Annotated in this window: 21 protein-coding genes and 2 pseudogenes; 5 read left to right on the top strand and 18 right to left on the bottom strand. The window is 60.6% G+C overall.

Annotated features, from left to right (window positions below):
* Positions 1-79: 79 nt before the first annotated feature.
* From KIP88_RS22585 to KIP88_RS22535, 12 genes are all read right to left on the bottom strand, one after another.
* The gene (locus tag KIP88_RS22585) at positions 80-862 is read right to left on the bottom strand and encodes a 3-hydroxybutyrate dehydrogenase (RefSeq protein ID WP_214490191.1); all 783 of its coding nucleotides are present in this window, start codon (positions 860-862) and stop codon (positions 80-82) included.
* 43 nt (positions 863-905) lie between these two features.
* A complete protein-coding gene (locus KIP88_RS22580; protein WP_214490190.1) occupies positions 906-2,084 on the bottom strand; it encodes a patatin-like phospholipase family protein in 1,179 nt (392 codons plus the stop codon).
* Between the two features lie 32 nt (positions 2,085-2,116).
* Positions 2,117-2,914 carry an acetoacetate decarboxylase gene (locus KIP88_RS22575; RefSeq protein WP_214490189.1) on the bottom strand — a complete coding sequence of 266 codons (798 nt, stop codon included), beginning with the start codon at positions 2,912-2,914 and terminating at the stop codon, positions 2,117-2,119.
* Between the two features lie 56 nt (positions 2,915-2,970).
* Complete coding sequence (locus tag KIP88_RS22570) at positions 2,971-3,618, bottom strand: NAD(P)-dependent oxidoreductase (RefSeq protein ID WP_214490188.1); 648 nt, start codon at positions 3,616-3,618, stop codon at positions 2,971-2,973.
* Positions 3,618-3,740 carry a hypothetical protein gene (locus KIP88_RS47890; RefSeq protein ID WP_283848524.1) on the bottom strand — a complete coding sequence of 41 codons (123 nt, stop codon included), beginning with the start codon at positions 3,738-3,740 and terminating at the stop codon, positions 3,618-3,620. Before KIP88_RS47890 ends, KIP88_RS22570 begins: the two co-directional genes overlap by 1 nt.
* 108 nt (positions 3,741-3,848) lie before the next feature.
* Positions 3,849-4,781, bottom strand: coding sequence for an MBL fold metallo-hydrolase (locus KIP88_RS22565; RefSeq protein ID WP_214490187.1), 933 nt, complete (start codon positions 4,779-4,781; stop codon positions 3,849-3,851).
* A 95-nt stretch (positions 4,782-4,876) separates the two neighbouring features.
* Entirely contained in the window at positions 4,877-6,082 is a 1,206-nt protein-coding gene (locus tag KIP88_RS22560; RefSeq protein ID WP_214490186.1) for an NAD(P)/FAD-dependent oxidoreductase, read from the bottom strand.
* Between the two features lie 124 nt (positions 6,083-6,206).
* Complete coding sequence (locus KIP88_RS22555) at positions 6,207-6,530, bottom strand: hypothetical protein (RefSeq protein WP_214490185.1); 324 nt, start codon at positions 6,528-6,530, stop codon at positions 6,207-6,209.
* 105 nt (positions 6,531-6,635) lie between these two features.
* Complete coding sequence (locus tag KIP88_RS22550; protein ID WP_214490184.1) at positions 6,636-7,586, bottom strand: helix-turn-helix transcriptional regulator; 951 nt, start codon at positions 7,584-7,586, stop codon at positions 6,636-6,638.
* A 337-nt stretch (positions 7,587-7,923) separates the two neighbouring features.
* Positions 7,924-9,666: an ATP-binding protein gene (locus KIP88_RS22545; RefSeq protein WP_249790941.1), complete on the bottom strand. Its 1,743-nt coding sequence runs from the start codon at positions 9,664-9,666 to the stop codon at positions 7,924-7,926.
* The gene (locus KIP88_RS22540; protein WP_214490183.1) at positions 9,659-10,096 is read right to left on the bottom strand and encodes a response regulator transcription factor; all 438 of its coding nucleotides are present in this window, start codon (positions 10,094-10,096) and stop codon (positions 9,659-9,661) included. Before KIP88_RS22540 ends, KIP88_RS22545 begins: the two co-directional genes overlap by 8 nt.
* A gap of 51 nt (positions 10,097-10,147) precedes the next feature.
* Positions 10,148-10,798, bottom strand: coding sequence for a response regulator transcription factor (locus KIP88_RS22535; RefSeq protein ID WP_214490238.1), 651 nt, complete (start codon positions 10,796-10,798; stop codon positions 10,148-10,150).
* A 445-nt stretch (positions 10,799-11,243) separates the two neighbouring features.
* On the opposite strand from KIP88_RS22535, the gene KIP88_RS22530 reads away from it, so the two are divergent.
* Complete coding sequence (locus KIP88_RS22530; RefSeq protein WP_214490182.1) at positions 11,244-12,176, top strand: AraC family transcriptional regulator; 933 nt, start codon at positions 11,244-11,246, stop codon at positions 12,174-12,176.
* A 10-nt stretch (positions 12,177-12,186) separates the two neighbouring features.
* On the opposite strand, the gene KIP88_RS22525 is transcribed toward KIP88_RS22530, so the two are convergent.
* Positions 12,187-13,113: a catalase family peroxidase gene (locus tag KIP88_RS22525; protein WP_214490181.1), complete on the bottom strand. Its 927-nt coding sequence runs from the start codon at positions 13,111-13,113 to the stop codon at positions 12,187-12,189.
* A gap of 550 nt (positions 13,114-13,663) precedes the next feature.
* On the opposite strand from KIP88_RS22525, the pseudogene KIP88_RS22520 reads away from it, so the two are divergent.
* Both KIP88_RS22520 and KIP88_RS22515 read left to right on the top strand, forming a co-directional pair.
* Positions 13,664-14,266, top strand: a pseudogene (locus KIP88_RS22520) (sigma-70 family RNA polymerase sigma factor); the annotation flags it as partial.
* A 792-nt stretch (positions 14,267-15,058) separates the two neighbouring features.
* A complete protein-coding gene (locus KIP88_RS22515) occupies positions 15,059-15,262 on the top strand; it encodes a cold-shock protein (protein ID WP_214490180.1) in 204 nt (67 codons plus the stop codon).
* A gap of 117 nt (positions 15,263-15,379) precedes the next feature.
* On the opposite strand, the gene KIP88_RS22510 is transcribed toward KIP88_RS22515, so the two are convergent.
* A complete protein-coding gene (locus KIP88_RS22510) occupies positions 15,380-15,634 on the bottom strand; it encodes a DUF3551 domain-containing protein (RefSeq protein WP_214490179.1) in 255 nt (84 codons plus the stop codon).
* 216 nt (positions 15,635-15,850) lie between these two features.
* On the opposite strand from KIP88_RS22510, the gene KIP88_RS22505 reads away from it, so the two are divergent.
* Positions 15,851-16,063 carry a hypothetical protein gene (locus KIP88_RS22505; protein WP_214490178.1) on the top strand — a complete coding sequence of 71 codons (213 nt, stop codon included), beginning with the start codon at positions 15,851-15,853 and terminating at the stop codon, positions 16,061-16,063.
* A 67-nt stretch (positions 16,064-16,130) separates the two neighbouring features.
* Positions 16,131-16,385, top strand: coding sequence for a hypothetical protein (locus KIP88_RS22500; RefSeq protein ID WP_214490177.1), 255 nt, complete (start codon positions 16,131-16,133; stop codon positions 16,383-16,385).
* Between the two features lie 141 nt (positions 16,386-16,526).
* On the opposite strand, the gene KIP88_RS22495 is transcribed toward KIP88_RS22500, so the two are convergent.
* From KIP88_RS22495 to KIP88_RS22480, 4 genes and pseudogenes are all read right to left on the bottom strand, one after another.
* Positions 16,527-16,847, bottom strand: a complete 321-nt coding sequence (locus KIP88_RS22495; protein WP_214490176.1) for a hypothetical protein — start codon at positions 16,845-16,847, stop codon at positions 16,527-16,529.
* Positions 16,844-17,293, bottom strand: a complete 450-nt coding sequence (locus tag KIP88_RS22490; protein ID WP_214490175.1) for a DUF1778 domain-containing protein — start codon at positions 17,291-17,293, stop codon at positions 16,844-16,846. The genes KIP88_RS22495 and KIP88_RS22490 overlap by 4 nt, the downstream gene beginning before the upstream one ends.
* Positions 17,294-17,482: 189 nt before the next feature.
* Positions 17,483-19,144 (bottom strand): hypothetical protein, encoded by a 1,662-nt coding sequence (locus tag KIP88_RS22485; protein WP_214490174.1) that lies wholly within the window; start codon positions 19,142-19,144, stop codon positions 17,483-17,485.
* A gap of 674 nt (positions 19,145-19,818) precedes the next feature.
* Positions 19,819-20,334: pseudogene (locus KIP88_RS22480) on the bottom strand (antitoxin Xre-like helix-turn-helix domain-containing protein); the annotation flags it as partial.
* Positions 20,335-20,364: the final 30 nt, after the last annotated feature.

Below are 20,364 nucleotides of genomic sequence, written 5' to 3'. Positions count from 1 at the left end.
CGGTCTACCGAACGGCCGGGCCGAGTGCCAATACTGATCATGATTCTCTCGTCATGTGAGGGAATGCTCATCGTCTTGCCTACTGCGCAGTCCAGCCGCCATCGACAGAGATCGCTGTGCCCGTGATCTGGTCTGCCGCAGCGGAGCACAGGAACGCGACGGTGCCGCCAAGCTGCTCCGGCGAGGCAAACTCCAGCGACGGTTGTTTCTCGGACAACAGCTCCTCGGTGGCTTCCTTTTGACTGATGCCGCGTTGTGCAGCGATGTCGCTGATTTGCTTTTCGACCAAAGGCGTTCGCACCCAACCGGGACAGACGGCATTGCAGGTGACGCCGCTCCCGGCCGTCTCCAGGCCAACCACCTTGGTCAGGCCGACCAGCCCGTGCTTGGCCGCGACATAGGCGGCCTTGTGCGTTGACGCGACGAGGCCGTGGGTGGAGGCAATGTTGACGATCCGTCCCCAGCGCTGCTTTTTCATCTGGGGCACCGCCGCTGCTATGCCGTGGAACGCCGCGGACAGGTTGATGCCGAGAATTGCATCCCACTTAGCAGCCGGGAATTCATCCACTGGCGCGGTGAACTGGATGCTGGCATTGTTGACGAGGATATCGAGGCGTCCGAATTTCTCGATTGTCCTGGCAATCAACTCGCGCACCGCGTCGCCCTTTGACATGTCGGCGCCGTCATAGGCGACACGCACGCCGTGGTCGCGTTCGATGCCGCTGCGAATCCGTTCGATCTCGCCCGCATCGCCAAAACCGTTCAACACCAGGTCGGCGCCGGCCTTCGCCAGTTCCTTCGCGATCCCGAGTCCGATGCCGCTGGTCGATCCGGTGACAATCGCTACCTTGCCCTTCAACATGAGAATTCCTTTCGATGCTTTGAGAGGTGAATCCGTCGCGCGCTCAGTCGCGGCGATGGACGTCGTGTGTGACGATGCCGAGCTCCGGTGACGGCGGGTCGAGGCGGTGCGGATCGGCCAGCGTGCGGCGGATGTCGTCGAGCCCGCTCTGCCAATGCGCGCGCATCGCGCTCAGCCCGAACTCGTAATCCCTCGAATGGCCCTCGTGGGTCTTGGTCTGATAGATCAGGTGGATGATGTTGTGGGAGCGATGGCGCGCCATATCCGCGATGGCGCGGATTTCCGGGTCCTGCTTTGCGGCTTCCGGCAACTTCTCGATCGTCTTCTGCAACGCCTGACGCATCTTCTGCATCCGCAGCGCCTGGTCGGTAACGGCGCGTGTGCGGCTCGAATACTGGATGTCCTTCTGGCGGCTCGACACCTCCATCATGTCGTAGGGGACGCGGCCCCTGGCCGACCAGAGATCGATCTGGAATGTCAGCGTGTCACATGGCTCGCCGGACAACACGCGGGAAAGAGGTGTGTTCGAAACCACGCCGCCATCCCAATAGTGCTCGCCTTCAATTTCGACGGCGGGGAAACCCGGCGGCAGGGCGCCGGAAGCCATAAAATGCTTCGGTCCCAGCCGGCGTTCGGCGGTGTCGAAATAGGTCAGGTTGCCGGTGCGGACATTGACCGCGCCAACGCTGACGCGAACTTCGCCCGAGTTCAATCGGTCGAAGTCGATGAGCCGCTCCAGCGTCTGGTGCAACGGTGCCGTATCGTAGAAGCTGGTCGCGGCATCGCCCGAGAACGGCGACCAGAACGGCGAAGGGAAGCGCGGCTTGAAGAAGCCGGGCTGGCCCTGGACCAACGCCCGCGTCGCCGCCATCGAGTTGCGCACCGAGTTGATGTCGAAAGCAAAGGGCAGGGCATTGGCCAGCCCTTCGCCGGCGGGCCACTCTATCGAGAAGGCACAGATGGTTTCCCAGAACTCGCGCAGCCGTGCGACGCGCTCGGCTTCAGGGGAGCCAGCGATGATGGCGGCGTTGAGCGCGCCGATCGAGATGCCGGCCAGCCAGTTCGGCCGGATGCCGGCCTCGTGCAGGCCTTCATAGACTCCCGCCTGATAGGCGCCGAGCGCGCCGCCGCCTTGCAGCACCAAGGCGACGACATCGTAGGGCAGCACCCTGGAGTATTGCGGCGGCACGGGATTGGTCTGTTCACGTATTACGTTTAACATTGCCAAAACTCCTTGCATTGCGGTTGATCCGATCAGCCGACATTCGCTTCAATCAGGATGTCGGACCATGCGCGACGTCGTGCGGGCGCGCCCGGTGATAGATAGTCGTGAACCACGGTGCCGAGGCCGAGCGTCAGGTCGGCAACGATGTGCTTGGCCGACAGCACCTGCAGCACCGGCAGCTCCGCGACGGGGGCGAGCGCATGCGAGTAGAGGTCAAGCGCAGCCGGCCCGGTCCATGCGCCCTTCACGGTGATGTCTTCGAGGTGGAAGCGCACCAGCTCGCAGATGCGCGGCGTGCCGTCGACATGCGGGATGATCTTGATCAGGAAGTTGGGCGCTGCGAGCTTCCTGGCCTCGGTCGCGGTGTCGAGGGCGCGGTGCTTGTAGCCCATGGTGCCGGTCGCGATGCGGACCGAGCCGTAGTTGAGGGTGCCGACCAGCGTGTCGGTCTCGACGGCCAGCTTCGGCTCCGCCAGCTTCTTGGGAAAGCCCCACAGCTCGCGCCCGCCCGCAATCGGCGGATGATCGTTGAGGAACATCTGGTGGACGAAGCTGCCGGCCTGCCCCTGATAGGAGACCGGGATGACCTGACCGCTTTCGGTGTAGTCGCCGAAGCCGGTGGAGTCGGGCATACGGATGAATTCGTAGTTCACCACCGGCTCGCTGACCGCCAGCGGCTCCGGCACGATGCGGCGCAACGCTTCGAGATCGGTCCGGTACTGGATGATGAAGTATTCGCGGTTGACGAAGCGATAGGGGCCGGCGGGAAAGGCCGGGTTCGTCAGCGGCATGGCGAACGCGCTCGCGCGCACGGTCTCGTGTTTCATCGAGGTCGAGCTCCAAAAGGTTTTGGGGTAGATTTCACTGCGGTTCGCCGCCAAACCTAGTTGCGCACCGTTATGGCCTTCTTGTATGTCGCGGGGTCATCGAGTATCTTGACCAGATACTCGGCCACGTCAGCGCGGGTGGCGGTTGAGGTGATGTTCCAGCGCAGATCGGTCCCGGCCTTCAGGTTTCCGCGAGCACGCTTGAATGTCAGCGTTGCCGGTCGAACGATCGTCCAATTGCAGTCACTCTCCCGAACGGCTGCCTCCTGCTTCTCCTTGTCTGCCATCACCTCCTTGAGTGCGAGCTTGACCATGAAGCCTGCGCCGAAACTCCCGGTGTGGTAGCTCTCACCGACACTCACCGAACTCTCAACGATGAGTCGGCCCCGGCCTGGAGGCATGGCGGCCAGAATGTTCTTGGTTCCCACCGAGCAAACCGGGACGCCGGGCTGGCGTCGACCCCGATCCTCTTTCGCCTGAGGTATCGCCCCCAACGTGCAGATGACCGCATCCGCTCCTTGGATCGCAGATGCCACCGCGGCTGGATCCATTGCATCGCCCTTGACGATTCTGAGATTCGGATGCGTCAAGGGCATGCGCTTTGGGTCACGGACAAAGGCAGTGACGACGTGACCCGCAGACAAGGCGAACTCAACGACGAGCCGTCCTGTCGACCCCGTTGCACCAAAGACAACGACGTTCATCACACCCTCCCGTCGCGCGGCTTCGATGCGCGATCGCCGTGGAGGGTGGCTTCCTTGACATGCATGGCCACGCAGAAGGCCCAGCCGTTGAGCAGCGTGGCGCGCACGGTCTCGTGTTTCATCGAGGTCGAGCTCCAAAAGGGATTTGGGTGAGCGGGCCGCGCTCCGGCGCTGCAAACGCGGCCCGTATCGGATGAAGCGCTCACTACGCGCCCTGGTTCGGCCAGCGGTCAGTAGTCCCAGAAGACCGGCACCCAACGAAAGGCGTCGCCGTCGACCGCCACATGGCCGACGGACGGGAACGGCAGGTGAGTGGCCACCAGCAGCCCACCGGTCTCAGCCAGCTCCCGCAAGAGACGGATACGAACGCGGGCCGACTCCTCGGGGTCGTGTTCGAAGCCGTTGTACCACTCGGGGTGTTCGAACCCGACCGCGAACACGAGGTCTCCGGCGAACGTCAGCCGGTCGCCGCCGGACACCACGCGAACCACGCTGTGCCCGGGGGTGTGGCCGCCAGTGCGAGTGACGACCACTCCCGGCGCCACCTCGTACTCCTCCTCGAACGGCCGCAGCTGGCTGCGGTACTCTTTCACGAACCGCTTGGCTGTCGATCGAAGCGCGTCCGGGAAACCCGGCGGCATGGAGACGTGGGAGAAATCGGGTGCCTCCCAGAACTTGACCTCGGCGGCCGCCACGTGGATCCGCAGGTCCGGACGCAGTTGGTCCTTCACCCCGTCGACGAGCAGCCCGCCAATGTGGTCCATGTGCATGTGGGTCAGCACCACGTCGGTCACGGACGCAAGATCGATGCCGGCGGCCTCCAGTCGCTTGATCAGCTGCCCGGCCCGCGGCAAGTGCAAGTCCGGGTCGAGCCCAAGCCCGGCGTCGACGAGGATGGTCCGGTCGCCGCTACGCACCACGACCACGTTCAGCGCCCAATCGTAAGCGTCCGGCGGCAGGAACATGTCTTTCAGCCAGGTCGCCCGGACGGACGGGTCGATGTTGTGTGCCAACATGGCGGTTGGGAGCGGCAGCACGCCATCGCTGACCACCAGCACGTCAATGTCGCCGACCCGCACCGCGTAGCGCGACGGAACCAATTCGTTGGGCCCCGGTCCACCGGGGTGTGAGGTGTTGTCCAGGCTCGTGTTTGTTAGGCTCATGTTTGTCTCCTGCTTCATGGTTGAGGCTGCTGGCTGGTCTTGGTTGAGCAGGCCGCGCAGCCAGCGGCGAGCGCGGCCCGTATCGCGTGAGGCGTCTACACCTTGGTCACATTTTCCGGATCGGCCGATGCCAACGCAGCGGCGCGCTCGGCCTTCGGCGGATAGATCCACACGGTGTTGATCTCTTGCTTGGTCTTCTTCGCGACGTCGCCGACCATCTCCACCTTGCGGTCCCAGCCGCGCGTGAACAGCGCGCCGGCTTCTCCGAGGTCGAGACAGGTGACGTATCCCTTCTGGTGATACGGCTTGGTCGGAACGCCCAGCAGTTCGGCCGCGGCGTTGTTGCCGGCAAAGGCGCCCATCCGCGTGGCGTGCTGGCACGACATCAGCGCGTAATTGCCGTCGTCGTCGCATGCGGCGCGCGCGGCATCGCCGGTGGCGAAGACGCCGGCGACACCCGGCACGCGCAACTCGCGGTCGACGAGCAGGCGGCCGAAATTGTCACGCTCGGCGGGGATCTGCTGGGTCAATGGCGCGGCGCGAATGCCCGCCGCCCAGATCACGGTTTCGGCTTCGATGTGTTCGCCGTTGGAAAGCGTGACGCCGGATTTGTCCAGCGAGGCGACGCCGGCCCCGAGCCGGGTCTCTACACCGACCTTGCGCAGGGCGTCCTCGATGACGGGGCGGGGGCCTTCGCCCATATCAGGGGCGATCGCACCGTTCCGGTCGACGATGATGACGCGCGGCTTGGCATTCTTGCCGAGGATTTTGCGGAGTCGCGCCGGCATCTCTGTCGCTGCCTCGATGCCGGTGAAACCGCCGCCGGCAACGACGACCGTGTCGCGCCCGTTCATTGCCGGACGATCGGCAAGGCCGTGCAAATGCTTGTCGAGCGCGACTGCGTCCGCGAGCTGGTCGACGCTGAAGCCGTGCTCGGCAAGGCCGGGAATGTTGGGGCGGAACAGCCGGCTGCCGGTGGCGACGACCAGCCGGTCGTAGGACAGCGTCTTCCGCGTGCCCGTGGCGGTCGCGATCTGCACCACGCGGGCCTCGGCGTCGATCGTCTCTGCGCTGCCTTGCACATAGTCGACATCGATGGCCTTGAGGACATCCAGCAGCGGTGCCGACAGGGTCTCCGGCTTCTGTTCATAGAGCCGCGGCCGGATTACCAGCGTCGGCTCGGGCGCAACCAGCGCGATCTCGAGTTCCTCGGGCGAGACGCCCTGGATATCGCGGAGGCGGGCGGCAGAAAGTGCGGCATACATGCCGGCGAAGCCGGCGCCAATGATGATCAATCGCATGTGATTTACTCCTGTGGTTTGAGGTGCTCGGAAGTACGCGCGTCACCGCCGCCGCTACTCGTTGGCGGCAAAGCCTGTTGTGATCGACGACGACGCGAAGATGTGAGACGAAGGCGCTAATCGCCTATGGAGGAGCGCAGTCCAGCATTAACGGCATAGGCCGTTCACATGCTGCGCGGCAGCTTCTGGAACTGCGTGGCCAGCCGCGTTGAAAGACGATCGAGTGACCGGGATTCGGTGACCAGTTCTTGAAGATTTGAGCGCCGTCGTTAATCATGATGGAGCTCATGGGATTGTTACCTTGAATGGCTTGCGCCGGATTTTCCGTTTCTTCGCCCGTCGGTGACGTGAAACGAACTGTCAATGAAAGTCCGTACATGAGGGCGCTCGCGACCACCCTCCGTCGTGACGTGATTGCATTTGGTCCGACGAAGTTCTTCCAGGCCATTGCTTGTCTCCTAGTTCTTGGCGTGACCACCGCGATGATCTTTGTCTAGCGGACCAAACCTGTGACTGCCCCAGAGCGATTGACGTACGTGTAGAGAGATTGCTGCTAACGCACGCGCCTCCGCCAATCGGTCGGGGTTTCGCCGGTCAACTTCCTGAACGCCGCGGCGAAGGCCGTTTGCGACGAATAGCCGAGCGCTGCTGCAATCGACACGACCGACATTTCGGGCTCGCGCAGCATGTTCATGGCCTGCTCGAGCCGGTGCTGGCGCAGCCAGGCATGCGGCGAGAGCCCGGTGCTTTCCTTGAAGGCACGGCAGAAGTGGAAGCGCGACACGTCGGCGTCCGCAGCCAGCGCCGCGAGCGAAACGTCCGCATCGCTATCGGAGCGCAGGCGTTCGATGGCGCGTCGCAGTACCATCGGCGGGAGGCCGCCCACGACCGGCTGGGACGTGACCGACGAGCCGGCATGCGCGGCCAGCAGGCGGTTGGCCAAAAGATCCGTCAGTTGCTGCCTGAACAGGGCATCCAGCGCCGCGCTGCCTTCAAGCGCATCCGCCGCACTCAGAAGCAATCGGGATGTAATGAGGTCGGTGTGCCCTGTTCTTTCCAGGAGATCGCCAGGGGCGGTCATGTCGGCTTCGCCGGCAACACGCGCGAGCGTTCGGTGCGGAAGGTAGAGCTGAACGACATGCATGGGCTGGTGAATATCCCACCGGGAGGTCGAGCCGGCCGGAATGACCGTCACAACCCCGGGGCGCGCCGTTGCAATCGCGGCTGATTTCCCGGTGCGCCGCTCCAGCCGCTGTGAGCCGGCGGGATAAGTCATGATGACGTGATCAGCCATGGGCTCGACCACATCGTGTAGGGGCTCATGCTTCCAATAGGCGATTGCGCCGCTGGACGGGTCGGAGGCCATGCGAACAGGGGTGGTCCTGAGCACCCGCGCCATCTCCACATCGGCTGGACGCCGATCGGCAGCCGGCGAGTCGTCCGGGCTCGCCCCAGATGCGACCAGCAGATTCTTCAGAGGATCGTGCAAGATCGGCTTGCTCATGGACTGTGCTCGCATTGAAGACGTCATGCGTTCGCTCCGCAGTGTGCGCTGGACCAAAGAGGCGCGGGGCCCGTTGCTTCCTGTATGTTCGCAATGATGATGGCAAATGCCGCGCGACGGTATCGTGCAGCGAGTCTAGTCGCGCTGGTTCGGCGGATAGATCGACCTGTACCTTGGGATAGGATGGATGCGACGCGCGTTATCGCGCCATGGAGCACGTTGAATCGATGTCATGGCGCATGAGGTCAGCTTTGACCCGAAACGGACATGCGTCATTCACACTTCTGCAAAACTGGTCGAGAGAAGATTGCACGAGGTTTGGAGGCGCAGTACGTGGTCAGTCCTGGCAGTCCGAATTGATAGGAACTGTGAATTGAAACGCCGCACCTTTTGGTACGTTTGCGGCCGCCCACAATCGTCCTCCGTGATCCTCGACGATCGAACGGCAGATGGATAGTCCCATCCCCAGGCCGCTCGACTTCGACGTATAAAATGCCTCGAAGGCTCGCTCGATAGCGCCTTCCGATAGGCCCGGGCCAGAGTCTCGCACCGCAACGAGAACACAGTCAGCTTCAGCCTGGGTGCTGATTAGCAATTCTCGACGGTCGTCGCTCATTTGGCTCATCGCCTCGACTGCATTTACGATCAAGTTCAGCATCACTTGTTGAATCTGGACCCGACTGCCTTGAATGACAGGTAAGCCCGCCGCCAGTTTAGTCCGCACTTGAACGCCGTTTTTCAACACTTCACCGCGCGTCAGTCCGATAACTTCCGAAATGGCTTCATTAATCTCCAAGCTGTCCTTTCGCGTGGGCTCCTTCCTAACCAACGCGTGCGTCCGGTCGACAACTTCAGTGATGCGCATGCCGCTCAGCACAGCTCGGTCTATTGCCTTTTTTGCCCTTTCAATATCTGGCTGCTGGCGAGTGAGGAAGCGCTGGGCGGTTTGGATATTCAGGAGCACGGCCGTGATCGGTTGCTTGACCTCATGCGTAATAGACGCCGTAAGCTGGCCCAAAGTTGCCAGTCGATTGGCGTGGGCCAATTCCATCTGCATGTTGCGGAAACGCCGCTCGCTCTCACGCGCTTCTGCTTCTGCCCGTCTACGCTCGGTTAGATCGAGCACAAATGCGACACCCTGGCCCTCTGTCTCTTCAAGGCTCGCGACGCCGATCAACACTGGAATACGGCTCCCATCCTTCCGGATATACTCCTTTTCAAAGGGTTGCACGGCTCTCTTGTTCTTTAGCTCGGAGATCGTCAGCGCATCGCGATCGCGCCATTCAGGGGGCGTCATGTCCGCCCACCTCACTCGACCGGACAGGAGGTCGTGCTGATCATATCCAACGATGCGGAGAAACTCGCTATTGGCATCAAGAATCTGACCCTCCACATTCCAAATGATGATGCCGATGATGTTGGCATCGACGAGGCGGCGAATTTTCGCCTCACGTTGTTTGATCTCTCGCTGCGTGGCTGCAATGGATCTCAAGTCCGCCTGCAACACGTCACGCCACTGCAACAGCAGTCTGAGATAGAGCTCGCTGTATTCGTTGCTTTTCCTGTCGAGAACACAAATCGTTCCAAATATCTCGCCATCGGGCCAACTGACCGGCACGCCGAGGTAAGAGATCATGCCTAGTTTGATGTCAGGGTTTGACTTCCACGCCTCGTCTTGCAGAGCGTCCGGGACAATCAATGGTCGACGGGTGTTCATTACAGTCTCACAATAGAGTCCTGTGTTGAGACACGCGATCTCGTCCGGTTCGTAAGGATTTCCCTTGGACTCGCTGGAAACGAAGACTTTGATGTTTGGCGGCTCTGCCCTCATGATCAAGGCGGAGGGAACATTTAGAATATCGGCCAGAAGATCTACGATCTCCTGCCATTTTCGCATGACTTCCGCGGGTACTTGAATATTGGGGAGCATGTCAGCCTCGACACTCATGTCCGTTGCGCGCAAGTCATCCAGACGTGATCCTGCGCTTTCAGATGCGAAATCGGACAACTCCATCCCGGGCGGGGATGAGAAGGATTGTTCGCGGCCGCCCGCGACGGCTTTGTGGACGGGACTAGTCATCAGAAGGCTTCCCCTGTTCATCACCGTCAGGGCCAGAGCCCACGTGCCTCAGGGCGGACTGCAGATGACGAAAGAGGGCGTCACTGCTTACCGGCTTGGTCAGGTATGCATAGGCCCCACCTCTCATGGCGCGAGATCGGGTCGTCGGATTCGGATCGGCCGTGACGATGATCACCGGCATCGAGGAACCGATGCTCCGCAGGTGCTGCAGCAGGTCGAGGCCGCTCCGGCCCGGCATGCTCACATCGGTAATCAGGCAATCGAAGCTGCCCGGGGTGTATTCCGCCATGAAGGCCTCCGCTCGATCGAAAGTGCGACACGATAGATCCAGCACCAGAAGGAGGTCAGAGAGGGCCTCTCGCACAGCTTCGTCGTCATCTATGATCGCGATCAGGGGCGCTTTGGACAAGCGGATGATTTTCGCTGGCATGGCCTCACGACCATCTGCCCATTGCTGGCCGGGTTGTATCTATTCTTTGGTCTAGGGTGATCTCTCCCCTCGAATCTCCGCAGGTAAAAGTTCCCATATGCGGATGAGCTGCCCGATCGACGTCGCCTGCATTTTCTTCGTGACGTTGCCGCGGTGCAGCTTGACGGTGATCTCGCTGATGCCGAGATCGAACGCGATCTGCTTGTTGAGGCGACCCTTTGCCACTTCGCGCAGGACCTCGCGTTCGCGCGGCGTCAACTTTGCGTAGCGGTCGACATGTTGTTTGACGAGCCGGGCGGCGGTTCTTTGCGCGATATCCTTTTCGATCCCGGTTGTGACCGCATCAAGCAGCGTCTGGTCTCTTACTGGCTTTGTCAGGAAATCGACGGCTCCCGCTTTCATCGCCTGAACGGTCATAGCGATGTCGCCATGTCCGGTGAGGAAAATGATCGGTCGCGTATTGCCGTTCGAGGCGAGATGCTGCTGGAGATCCAGGCCGCTTGCTCCGGGCATGCGAACATCGAGGATAAGGCAACCCGGGCGCTCCGGAAGATCGGCGTGCAGCAATTCCTGCGTCGATCCAAAGCAGCGCGCGTCGATTCCCACCGACAGAAGGAGTTCTTCAAGTGCGGAGCGGACGTCCTCGTCATCGTCCACGATGAGGACGAGAGGTCGCTCCATATTGTCGGCAACGTTGCTCATGGGAAGGCGGGGTAAGGGCGGTAGGGCAGATGAGCCGGCAAGTGCAGTGGTACCAAGCATTGCGTAGTCTCCCTTCTGATCGCTTCTGCTCTGTTGTCTGCCCCGGTCGTTCATCTGGGTCGATCGTTCGTGGCGGGTTCTAAACTCCGTACAAGTACGGCGTCTTTCCTAAAGCCGCTGTGCTTTGCCGGAACCTGCTCCAAGCGCGCAATCGTGATACTAACTGCCTAGGCGGCCCGGATTCGTGGTCGGGAGATCAAGCGGGCCTAAGTGTATTGAAACCGCTCTGAAAATCGTTCTCACGCGATCGGACCGATTGCTGTCACAACAGCTTCGCGTTTCACGGGCAAGCCTAGACGGTTGCTCGCCGATAACAGATAATGTGACGGAACCTCGCGAGCGGCGATCAGTTTCCCGGTTCAATCCACCCATGAGATCGATCCAGATGACACAAGCGGGTGCCTTCGGACAGCGGCTCGGGCAGTTACTGCATCTGAAGGATGCGCCGCCCTCGCTGATCACGCGTTCACTGCGCGGCGTGGAACTCGCGGTCACCGAAACCCGGGATGACAACCCGGTGGCCGGTCTTTCCGGCTCGTTCACCCCTGAAGATGCCTTTGTCGTCAGCCTGAAACTTCACGATTTCCCGGACTGCGAACTCTGGGAGAACGGCAAGTGCGTGATGAAGGCGCATGTCCCGGCGGGCGCAACATATCTGTACGATCTCAAGCGCGATCCGCGCTACGTGATCGACAAGCCGTTCCACTCCCTGTTTTTCTATCTGCCGCGCTCGGCGCTCGACGGCCTCACGGAGCAGTCCCGCACGCCGCGCGTCGGTCAGCTCGACTGTGAGCTCGGCGTAGGCCATGACGACGCGATCGTCCGTCATATCGGCGCGTCGCTGCAGCAAGGGCTGCGCCGGCCGGACGAGACCAATCAGCTTTTCATCGATCACATGATGCTCGCGCTCACCGCACACGTCGCCCAGGCCTATGGCGGACTGCGTCCCGGCTCTGAAACGGCCCGCGGCGGTCTTGCGCCTTGGCAGGCGAGGCGCGCCTGCGAGAGGCTCGAGTCCGACCTCGGCGGAAAACTTTCACTGCAACAGATCGCGGCTGAGTTCGACCTATCGGTCAGCCATTTTTCGCGCGCATTTCGAATCTCCACCGGCCTGCCGCCCCATCAGTGGCTTCTTCAGCAGCGCGTGAAGGCGGCCAAGCAATTGATGACCGTCCGCGATCTACCATTGTCCGAGATCGCGATGTCGGCGGGGTTCGCCAATCAAAGCCACTTTACGCGGGTGTTTTCCGCCGTAGTGGGTGTCAGCCCAGGTGCGTGGCGCCGCGAAAAGCAGGGCATTTCGGAAGACGAGACGTGATCCAGGGCGATCACCGACGCTTCGCCAGCGAGATGGCGTAGGCGGCACTTCGCGCCGCAAAAATCTCGTCCGGCGGATGACCGATGCCTTCGGCGAGATTGGCCGGATCGAAGATCGACGCATCGCACGCCTCATTTGCTTCGACGCCGGTGATGACGATCGTTCCCAGTCGCACCGCTTCGCGATGGTCCTCATCCGGCCATCGGATGGTCACGTCCATGGTGGAATCGCCGGGACGGTCGAGCAGCGCCATCACATTGAATCGAACATCACCTGAGGTGATCCGGCTTTCGAGGTCGTCATACAGGAAGTCGGCAGGCTTCGCCTTGGTCGCGTCCTCGGTCAGCGTGACTTCTCCACCAGCCGGAACGATCTTGAATTTGATAAACCGTGTCTCGCCCTTCGCATTCGTTGCGGGAAAGGCGTGCACCCCCCAATAGGTCGTACCCGCAAAACTCAGGGGCGGTGGATGTGCGGCGATGTAGTTTGCCTGATGCTGAGTCTCGGGATTGGCGGCAGAGAATGCCCTGATCTTCGTCATATCCGGCTTGCCACCGCGTCGGGGAATGCGTGCCTTGAGGAAGGCCAGCATCTGGTCGAGCGTCCGCGCAAAATGCATCGGAGCGCTTTGCACGAGAATGTCCGAGCGATAGCCATCGCCGCCGAGCCTGAAGCTGAAGCAGCGCAGTCCGTATTTGTCGTTATCCGCCACTTCGGGATTGCCGCCGCCCACCGAGAAGCGGGCCAGCACCCGTGATGGCTTTGTGAAACTGCGGGATTTCGTAATCTCCGCCGCCCGATCCGACGCGGCATAGGTGCCACGGACGCATCGGCCCCTGGCAAAGCTCGCGCGCCCCTTCGGCGGATGACCGGCTGCCGCTTTCAGGGCGTCGACGATGGACCTGGGCGTGGCGGCGCCGGTCGGGAACCGGGACATAAAGGGATCATGGGTTCGAACTTGGGTACACGTTCTAGGTGCTCCACTGGTCCGGCGTCTTTCCTAAAGCGGCCATGCCTTGTCCGATTCTGCTCCAGGCTCGCCATCGCGAGGTACCATGCCACCCCGCTCATCCAAGTTTGTGGTCAGGACGGTTGAGGGATGCAGTAAACGCCGCATGCGATCAAAGTCATGATCAAGCGAAGCGAGCGCATCCAATTCAACTGGTGCTGCCATCGCCGCACCGAAAGCGTCACACCACGCGCTTCCTCCTGCCTTCCGCCTAATTCACCTAGACCATGAGGTTAGAAATACGAGTCTCTCGTAGGGTAGCGCGAACAACGCCACGCAACGCATCCTTGCGCAATCTCGTCATAACGAAGTGGAGAGAACAATGCCCAAGGGCGAGCGGCGACAAGGCGCAGCGAGGCCAATTCTATTGCCGGCCCAGCATCGGCAGGAAATCCCTTCGTCCGGCCTCCGGCCGATTCTCGCGACGGCGATCTCGCCCAACTGCGCCGGCGAAAGTTTGTCCGAGCGGTGCCGCGGGATGAGCGATGGCAAACTGGCTTACGCGTTCCGCAATGCGACGGAATCGGAAGAAAGTGCTTCCGACGAGATGCTTCTAAAAAATATTGCGGAGGGCGACAAGGCCGCAATGCACATCATGTTCGCCCGTCACCGCGTGAGAGTGTTTCGTTTCATCCAACGGATAGTCCGCAATACGGCAATTGCGGAAGATCTCGTCAGTCAGGTGTTCCTCGATGTTTGGCGTTCCGCAAACAGCTTCGAAAGCCGCTCGCGGGTTTCCACCTGGCTGCTCTCGATTGCCCGTTTCAAGGCGTTGTGCTCCTTCCGTGAGCGAAGGCATGTGAATATCGATCGAGAGGATGTGGTTGAAATCGTCGATACCGCAGACACGCCGGACGTGACGCTTGATCGCAAGAAGACGAACGCCACATTGCGCGCATGTATTGACAAGCTGTCTCCAGCTCATCGCGAAATCATCGACCTCGTCTATTATCACGAGAGGTCAGTCGCTGAGGTGAGCGAGATCGTCGGCATTCCCCATGCCACCGTGAAGAGCCGGATGTTTTACGCGCGCAAGCAACTCGCGGGGATGCTTGTGAATGCGGGTTTCGAGGGCGCAGCGGTTCGAACAAACGTTGATAAGGCGAGAGAAGCAAGACCATCTCGCGGATTGCATCTCACAATGCGGGCAGGGCTGTCACCAATCAGCAATAACGTGTAGCGCCGCTCGGTTTCTGCATGGCGCCATTCTCAAATTGACGTGTTGCGCTCAGGGAACCAACCCTGGCCAAATCAGTTTAATCCCCTGTGGGTAGCACGGAGTAATCCATGACCACTCTGCAAGCGGTCGCATTGGGCGCCATGCTCGCGTGGACTCCATCGCTTATTATCCTGGCGGTTTCGCTATGGGATGTTCCCGAGCTTGAGGGGATGGAGTAGCGCCGCGGCGGAAGACGCAGCCGAGTGCGCTCTGATCCGCGATCTCGCCACGCACCAAGCGAAGCGCGAGTTGTTTGATCGGCTCACCAGCCATCTTACGGTCCTCGCGGACCGGCGCTGCTGCAACGGAAGGCGGGGACCTGAGACCGCCTCAGTTGGCGACCCCTTCACTTCAAAACCTAATACTCGAAGGCGACGCCTCGCACCCCAAGCGGGTGGGCTTGGCTCAATTCGCGCGCGTCCCGGCTATTCACAGGGATTGGAGCGCGAGCCGTATTTGCCCTTCGCCTTCAGCCCCCGGTTCAACAAGCCGGCGGATTGCCTCTGGCCGCGTCAAGTCGGGCTCGCGACCGCACCTAAGAGGGCGGCAGTTTAAATCGCGCGCGGCCCGCTGTTTCACGCTGGCGGGCCCTTTCTTTCGCCAGATTTCTGTCACCAACATTGCGTGTTTTAGAATCGATTGGGGAGAAACGACGTGGCGATAGGTACAGTGAAGTGGTTCAACCCGACAAAGGGCTATGGATTTATCCAGCCCGACACTGGCGGCAAGGACGTGTTCGTCCACATCTCGGCCGTCGAGAGAGCAGGTCTAAGCAATCTGAATGAAGGCGCGAAGGTCAGCTACGAAGTCGTGGCCAACCGCGGGAAAGAATCCGCCGAAAACCTCAGGGTAGGTTGATCGTCGTCCGCTAGCGAGAGCCGGCGGGACTACGGCGACCCGAGCACCTGCCAGACGATAGCGACCGCCAGTAGCACAAGCATGGCGTTAGCGGTCGTGCGGTCGCTGCGGTTCACTTCAATTGACCTGGCGATGCCGTGGATAACCCGCCGGCGCTTCCGCGCCCGCGAAGTATGGATTGACGACGCACTGTGCCGAGCGGCCCGACGCCGATGCGTTGCACTGAGGCAGCGACGTGTAGCGGCATTCGTAATAGTTGGTCCGGTCGTACACACGCAGGCAAACCGGATAAGCCGGATCGTACGTCTGGGCGCCCACCGGCCCTATTGAGGTCGCCCCGATCGTCAAAATCGCCAAGGCCAGAATGCGCATCAGAGCCTCCTTCGGCATTTCTTGGGGAAACGGCCCCGGCTTGTCTCCGCTTCTCCGGGGCCGCCAACTCTCAGCTGGAGCTTGGGGGCTGGAACAGCCGAGAGCCTCGACTAGACTCCCGCCGGGAACATTAGTTCCAATGCCACCTTCGAACGTTTCCCGTTCTACCGGTTATCCCGACCGCTGGAGGAGACGGGACATGAATGGACACTGATAATGGCGGTTGGCACAGCGATGCTCGCCACCCAGCTCTGGCCGATTCCGTGGAAAGATGAGAGCGGCAAGGGCCGGTGGGGCGGCGGCGTTCGTGGCTACTACGGCCGCAGCTACAACGAAGCGCGCGAGTACGAGCAGGAATACCGCCAAGGAAATAGCAAGGTCGAGCGCAAGTGGGAGCGCGACGGCGGCTACAAATTAATTCCCCCTTAACCATTCTCCCTCGCAATTGCTGCTCAGGTGCTGCGTTCAGATTCGCGGCAGCGGTGGGGACCGAGCGATGCACGCAACAGACGATCTGAAGATTGGAAAGCTGTACCGGCTGAGTTTTCCGGGTATCGCGGCCCGAGTGATTGAGCCGCCCGCTGGTGTGCAGGTCGGGAAGTATCCTTACCTCGTTGAGAGCCTTATTTTGAGAAGCCGCTGGTGGGTCAACGAACAGGGCGAGCCGGACAATATCTATTCGCCACGCGTCATTCTCATGTCCAAGGAGAGCGCTCAGGCGGCATCGGTTGCAGGAGCTATTCAAGCTTAGGTATCGGGCGGGAAGCAGCGCAGCAGCACCGCGGCGAAGCGCTCGCCGGCATCTTCATCGTGGCGACGACGAATAGCGCTTCCCAACGGCTTCCCAGGCTCAATAAGCTGGGAAGCAAAGCGATCGATTTCTGGTCGTAAGTTATTGATTTCGTTTGGTGAGCGCGGAGGGACTCGACCGAGCCAACTGATCAGCACCACCGGCACGGACGGATAGCGCGGCATCTTTCTTCTTGAGTTCGTCCGGAATCTGGGTGAGCGGAACGCTGTTCGAAGTCAGGGTGTAGAACCCGGCCAGCCTCTCGGTCTCGACTTCAACGGCCACGAAGCATTTGACATAACCGCGCTTGATGTCCTGAGACACCGTCTCGCGGAAGTGCCTGTCGATACGATCGTTGCCGCAGCAAAACCTGCTGCGGTCATGCGCGGCCAGCGCCTCCACGCGGAACGGAGGCAGCGTCACCGGATCAAGGCGGCATGACGGCGCGCGGCGGCGACCAGTTTGGCGTTCGGGGCCGGCGGCTCGATCAGCGCCTTGGCAAAGGCGGCCTGATCGTCGCGCGACAGCTTGATGCTGCTGCTTTCCTCGATGGTGTGCCGCGCGTCGCTTACCATGACAGACGTGACGTAGGCGGTCATGGTCAGACCGCGCAGTTGTGCGGCGCGCTCCATCACCTCATAGAGAGCAGTCGGAATCCGCGCCTCCAGCCGGGACATGGCTTCTTTAGGCAGTTCAAGACGGGCGAGGCGGTTCGTATGGTGGGTCGCAAAACCGATATCAAGGTAGGCTGCTTCAGGCACGCGCTGGACCTTCCGGCGCCGGACCTTGCTAGGCGCGGTTTCCTTGAGCGAGTGGGCCTTGACCTTGGCCTTCGCTCTGGCCTTGGTCTCTTTCTCCGTCTTGAGCATGGCGGATCTCCAGCGCCTTATATACGGCAGAATGCCGTACAGAACAGCCGTCGGGAGCGGCCTGATCGCGAACCGCCGGCTGTCTCGACCGACACGCCTGTCACTGGCGATTCAACTGGCGCATCGGACGAGCCATCAGCTCGGCGATGGTATCGCGCGGGCTAAGGCAATAAGTTCTGAAACGAGCGGCTAGACGACGATCGTGAACGAATCCCATGGGCTCCAGTCAGTGCCATCGAAAGCGCGCACATACATCGTGTCCGTGCCAGGGGTGGTGCCGCCGCGGACCCAAACATCATCAAGGTCAGCGGCATTGACATCGATTGCGGTGCCGGCCGCCCAGTGGGAATTTTCGGGTGTCCAGAAATAACTGCTGTTAGCCGCGGAATTTCCGTCCCAGAACTGGTACTTCGTAATGGCATCGCCATCGGCGTCGGAGGTTGTCGTCCAGTTCATGACCTGCGCCCATTGCGCGGCACTTAAATTCTGATTGCCGACCGTCGCGACTGGGGCCGCATTCGTCGATGAAAATGTGAAACTGTCCCAATTGCCCCATGATGCGCCGTCGAAAGCCCGCACGTACATGGTTTCAGAACCTGCCGTGGCGCCCCCGCGAATCCAGAAATTGCCGAGATCGGAGGCCGAGACGTCGATCGCAGTAGCGGCCGCCCAATGCGAGTTGGTGGATGACCAGAAGTACCCACTATTTGCACCCGAGCCTCCGTCCCAGAACTGATAGCTGGTAATCGCATCGCCTTCGGCATCCGTTGTGCTGAGCCAGCTCTGTGGCTTGGCCCATTGATTAACGTGCAGAGTTTGATCGTTGATGGTTGCGACGGGGGCGGTATTTATCGTCGTCGTCAGCGTGAAGGTATCCCAAGCGCCCCATTCGAAGCCATCGAATGCGCGCACCCATAGCGTCTCGGAGCCAGTTGCAGAGCCGCCCCTGATCCAGACGTTGGCGAGGTCGGAAGCGGAAACGTCGATGACAGTACCCGCGGCCCAATGTGAGTTGGTTGGAGTCCAAAAGTAGCCGCTGGTGGCTGATGTACCGCCATCAAAAAACTGATATTGCGTAATCGTGTCGCTGTCCGCGTCGGACGTGTTTAGCCAACTGCCTGCTGTGATCCATTGATCAACATGCAATGAATGATCGGCAACGGCGGCAACGGGCGTTGCGTTCGTCGACGTCAACGTGAAACTATCCCAGTTCCCCCAATCAGTTCCATCGAAGGCACGTACCCACAGGGTTTCGCTACCGGTCGCGGTGCCGCCTCGCACCCACGTATTTGCTAGATCTGCTGCCGAAACGTCGATGACGGTATTCGCGGCCCAATGGGAGTTGTCGGACGTCCAGAAATAGGCGCTGTTCGCGCCCGTACCGCTGTCCCAGAACTGGTATTTGGTAGCAACGTCGCCGTTGGCATCGGAGTAGCTCAGCCAATTCGAGACCTGCGCCCATGTATTATTGTGCAGTATCTGGTCATTGATCGCAGCGACAGGAGTGGTGTTCGGTATCGTGGTGAAGGTGAAACTGTCCCAATTGCCCCAATCGGTACCGTCAAAAGCGCGAACCCACAGAGTCTCGGAGCCCCCCACTGAACCGGCACGAAGCCACACATCAGAGATATCCGAAGCTGCGACATCAATGACGGTGTTGGCAGTCCAATGCGCATTGGTTGGAGTCCAGAAATAGCCACTGGTTGCGCTCGTACCGCTGTCCCAGAATTGATACCTTACCGCTGGATTGCCGTCAGCATCGGTATAGGTGATCCAAGGCTGGAGGCGCTGCCATTGATCGTGCAGCAGACTTTGATTGCCGATAGAAGCGACGGGCGCATTATTTGCCATGGTTGCTTACTCGCCGGTTGAAAAAAACAGGTGATCATCAATATCAATGTTCCACGACGGGAACACTCCGGAGCCTGACGCAATAACCTGAGATAATCAAGATTGCCAAAATTAACGAAAATCGTTTGTGATATGCATCACACGTATAGTTAAATTCCGTCGCGGGCCGGTGTTGACGCGCCGGCCTTCTGCTTTTTCACCGCGCGATTGGAAGCCTGCGGGGCTTCACCGCGCCCCTGATAGTGTGAAGGCGCCCTATGCGCGACTCCCACATGGCGGGTGTGTGAATGGCCGGAAGCGCGCTTTCAGCGCTTGACGCCCCTATCACGTATCGGGCGGGAAGTAGTGCCGCAGCACCAGCCGCACCGCGCCACCAGTTTAGCCAATCCATGATGACCCCCTTTGGCCGCGCAACTGCTTTGCAGACACAGTGCAGACACGAGGGGTTTTCTAGGATCTTGGGAGTTGGCCTAAGATTTCCATGGTGAGCGCGGAGGGACTCGAACCCTCGACCCCATGATTAAAAGAAAAGTGCTTTTGGCATTTTCGTGAATGAAATCAATTGATTCGGTTTACAATCTAAGCTCGTTTCCGAGGTCAAACGGGCCCTAAAAGAGGGGGGTTGTAAACCTGCCACCGGCCGCGGTGAGGGCGCGAACACATCCGTCATCGGAAACGATTTCCGTGTCAGTGTAAGGTGTGAACGCCTCGTCGATGGCGTTCGGCTGCATGTATAGGCCACCTCGCGCGCCGTCGAGGAAGCGGCGCATCGTGAGCAACCCGTCCTGGGAACCGCTGGTCACCAGATCTAGAGGTGGCCTTCCGCCGAACACGACGGCATTGTGCAGGGTTCGCAGCCACTCGACGCCAAGCCGCTCGGTCGGAAAGAGGATTTCGAGACCCTGATGGATTCCGAGTATCGCCGAAATGCGTGTGAGGACATCAACATCGAGCGTGAAGGCGCCGTGCTATCGAGCTTGCTTGCACCATCTGTGATATGTGGATCGAGACGGATACCCGAGGACCAAATGACGCTGTTCTTGCGTCAGGCCCCACAGATCTGCAATGGCCAGGAATGTCCGCAAAGCGGGCGCGCTGAGCCGCCTTAGATTGGCCGGCGCAAAGCGCGAGGTATCGAGGCGCTTTGGCCCTTTTCGCGCTTCAGACGGGCGCGCTTTGTGATTGCTCAACGTGGCAGCCAACCTTTATCAGATATAGAC

This window comes from Bradyrhizobium sp. SRL28, assembly GCF_018596315.1.
GTDB lineage: Bacteria > Pseudomonadota > Alphaproteobacteria > Rhizobiales > Xanthobacteraceae > Bradyrhizobium.
Note: the sequence above shows the minus strand (reverse complement) of the source record. Positions and strands in the feature narration are given on the sequence as shown.

Bases quoted from the DNA above. Each gene is read 5' to 3' on its own strand.
- KIP88_RS22585 (WP_214490191.1), bottom strand. From the start codon at position 862: ATGTTGAAGGGCAAGGTAGCGATTGTCACCGGATCGACCAGCGGCATC.
- KIP88_RS22580 (WP_214490190.1), bottom strand. From the start codon at position 2,084: ATGTTAAACGTAATACGTGAACAGACCAATCCCGTGCCGCCGCAATAC.
- KIP88_RS22575 (WP_214490189.1), bottom strand. From the start codon at position 2,914: ATGAAACACGAGACCGTGCGCGCGAGCGCGTTCGCCATGCCGCTGACG.
- KIP88_RS22570 (WP_214490188.1), bottom strand. From the start codon at position 3,618: ATGAACGTCGTTGTCTTTGGTGCAACGGGGTCGACAGGACGGCTCGTC.
- KIP88_RS47890 (WP_283848524.1), bottom strand. From the start codon at position 3,740: ATGAAACACGAGACCGTGCGCGCCACGCTGCTCAACGGCTGGGCCTTC.
- KIP88_RS22565 (WP_214490187.1), bottom strand. From the start codon at position 4,781: ATGAGCCTAACAAACACGAGCCTGGACAACACCTCACACCCCGGTGGA.
- KIP88_RS22560 (WP_214490186.1), bottom strand. From the start codon at position 6,082: ATGCGATTGATCATCATTGGCGCCGGCTTCGCCGGCATGTATGCCGCA.
- KIP88_RS22555 (WP_214490185.1), bottom strand. From the start codon at position 6,530: ATGGCCTGGAAGAACTTCGTCGGACCAAATGCAATCACGTCACGACGG.
- KIP88_RS22550 (WP_214490184.1), bottom strand. From the start codon at position 7,586: ATGAGCAAGCCGATCTTGCACGATCCTCTGAAGAATCTGCTGGTCGCA.
- KIP88_RS22545 (WP_249790941.1), bottom strand. From the start codon at position 9,666: ATGACTAGTCCCGTCCACAAAGCCGTCGCGGGCGGCCGCGAACAATCC.
- KIP88_RS22540 (WP_214490183.1), bottom strand. From the start codon at position 10,096: ATGCCAGCGAAAATCATCCGCTTGTCCAAAGCGCCCCTGATCGCGATC.
- KIP88_RS22535 (WP_214490238.1), bottom strand. From the start codon at position 10,798: ATGAGCAACGTTGCCGACAATATGGAGCGACCTCTCGTCCTCATCGTG.
- KIP88_RS22530 (WP_214490182.1), top strand. From the start codon at position 11,244: ATGACACAAGCGGGTGCCTTCGGACAGCGGCTCGGGCAGTTACTGCAT.
- KIP88_RS22525 (WP_214490181.1), bottom strand. From the start codon at position 13,113: ATGTCCCGGTTCCCGACCGGCGCCGCCACGCCCAGGTCCATCGTCGAC.
- KIP88_RS22510 (WP_214490179.1), bottom strand. From the start codon at position 15,634: ATGCGCATTCTGGCCTTGGCGATTTTGACGATCGGGGCGACCTCAATA.
- KIP88_RS22505 (WP_214490178.1), top strand. From the start codon at position 15,851: ATGGCGGTTGGCACAGCGATGCTCGCCACCCAGCTCTGGCCGATTCCG.
- KIP88_RS22500 (WP_214490177.1), top strand. From the start codon at position 16,131: ATGCACGCAACAGACGATCTGAAGATTGGAAAGCTGTACCGGCTGAGT.
- KIP88_RS22490 (WP_214490175.1), bottom strand. From the start codon at position 17,293: ATGCTCAAGACGGAGAAAGAGACCAAGGCCAGAGCGAAGGCCAAGGTC.
- KIP88_RS22485 (WP_214490174.1), bottom strand. From the start codon at position 19,144: ATGGCAAATAATGCGCCCGTCGCTTCTATCGGCAATCAAAGTCTGCTG.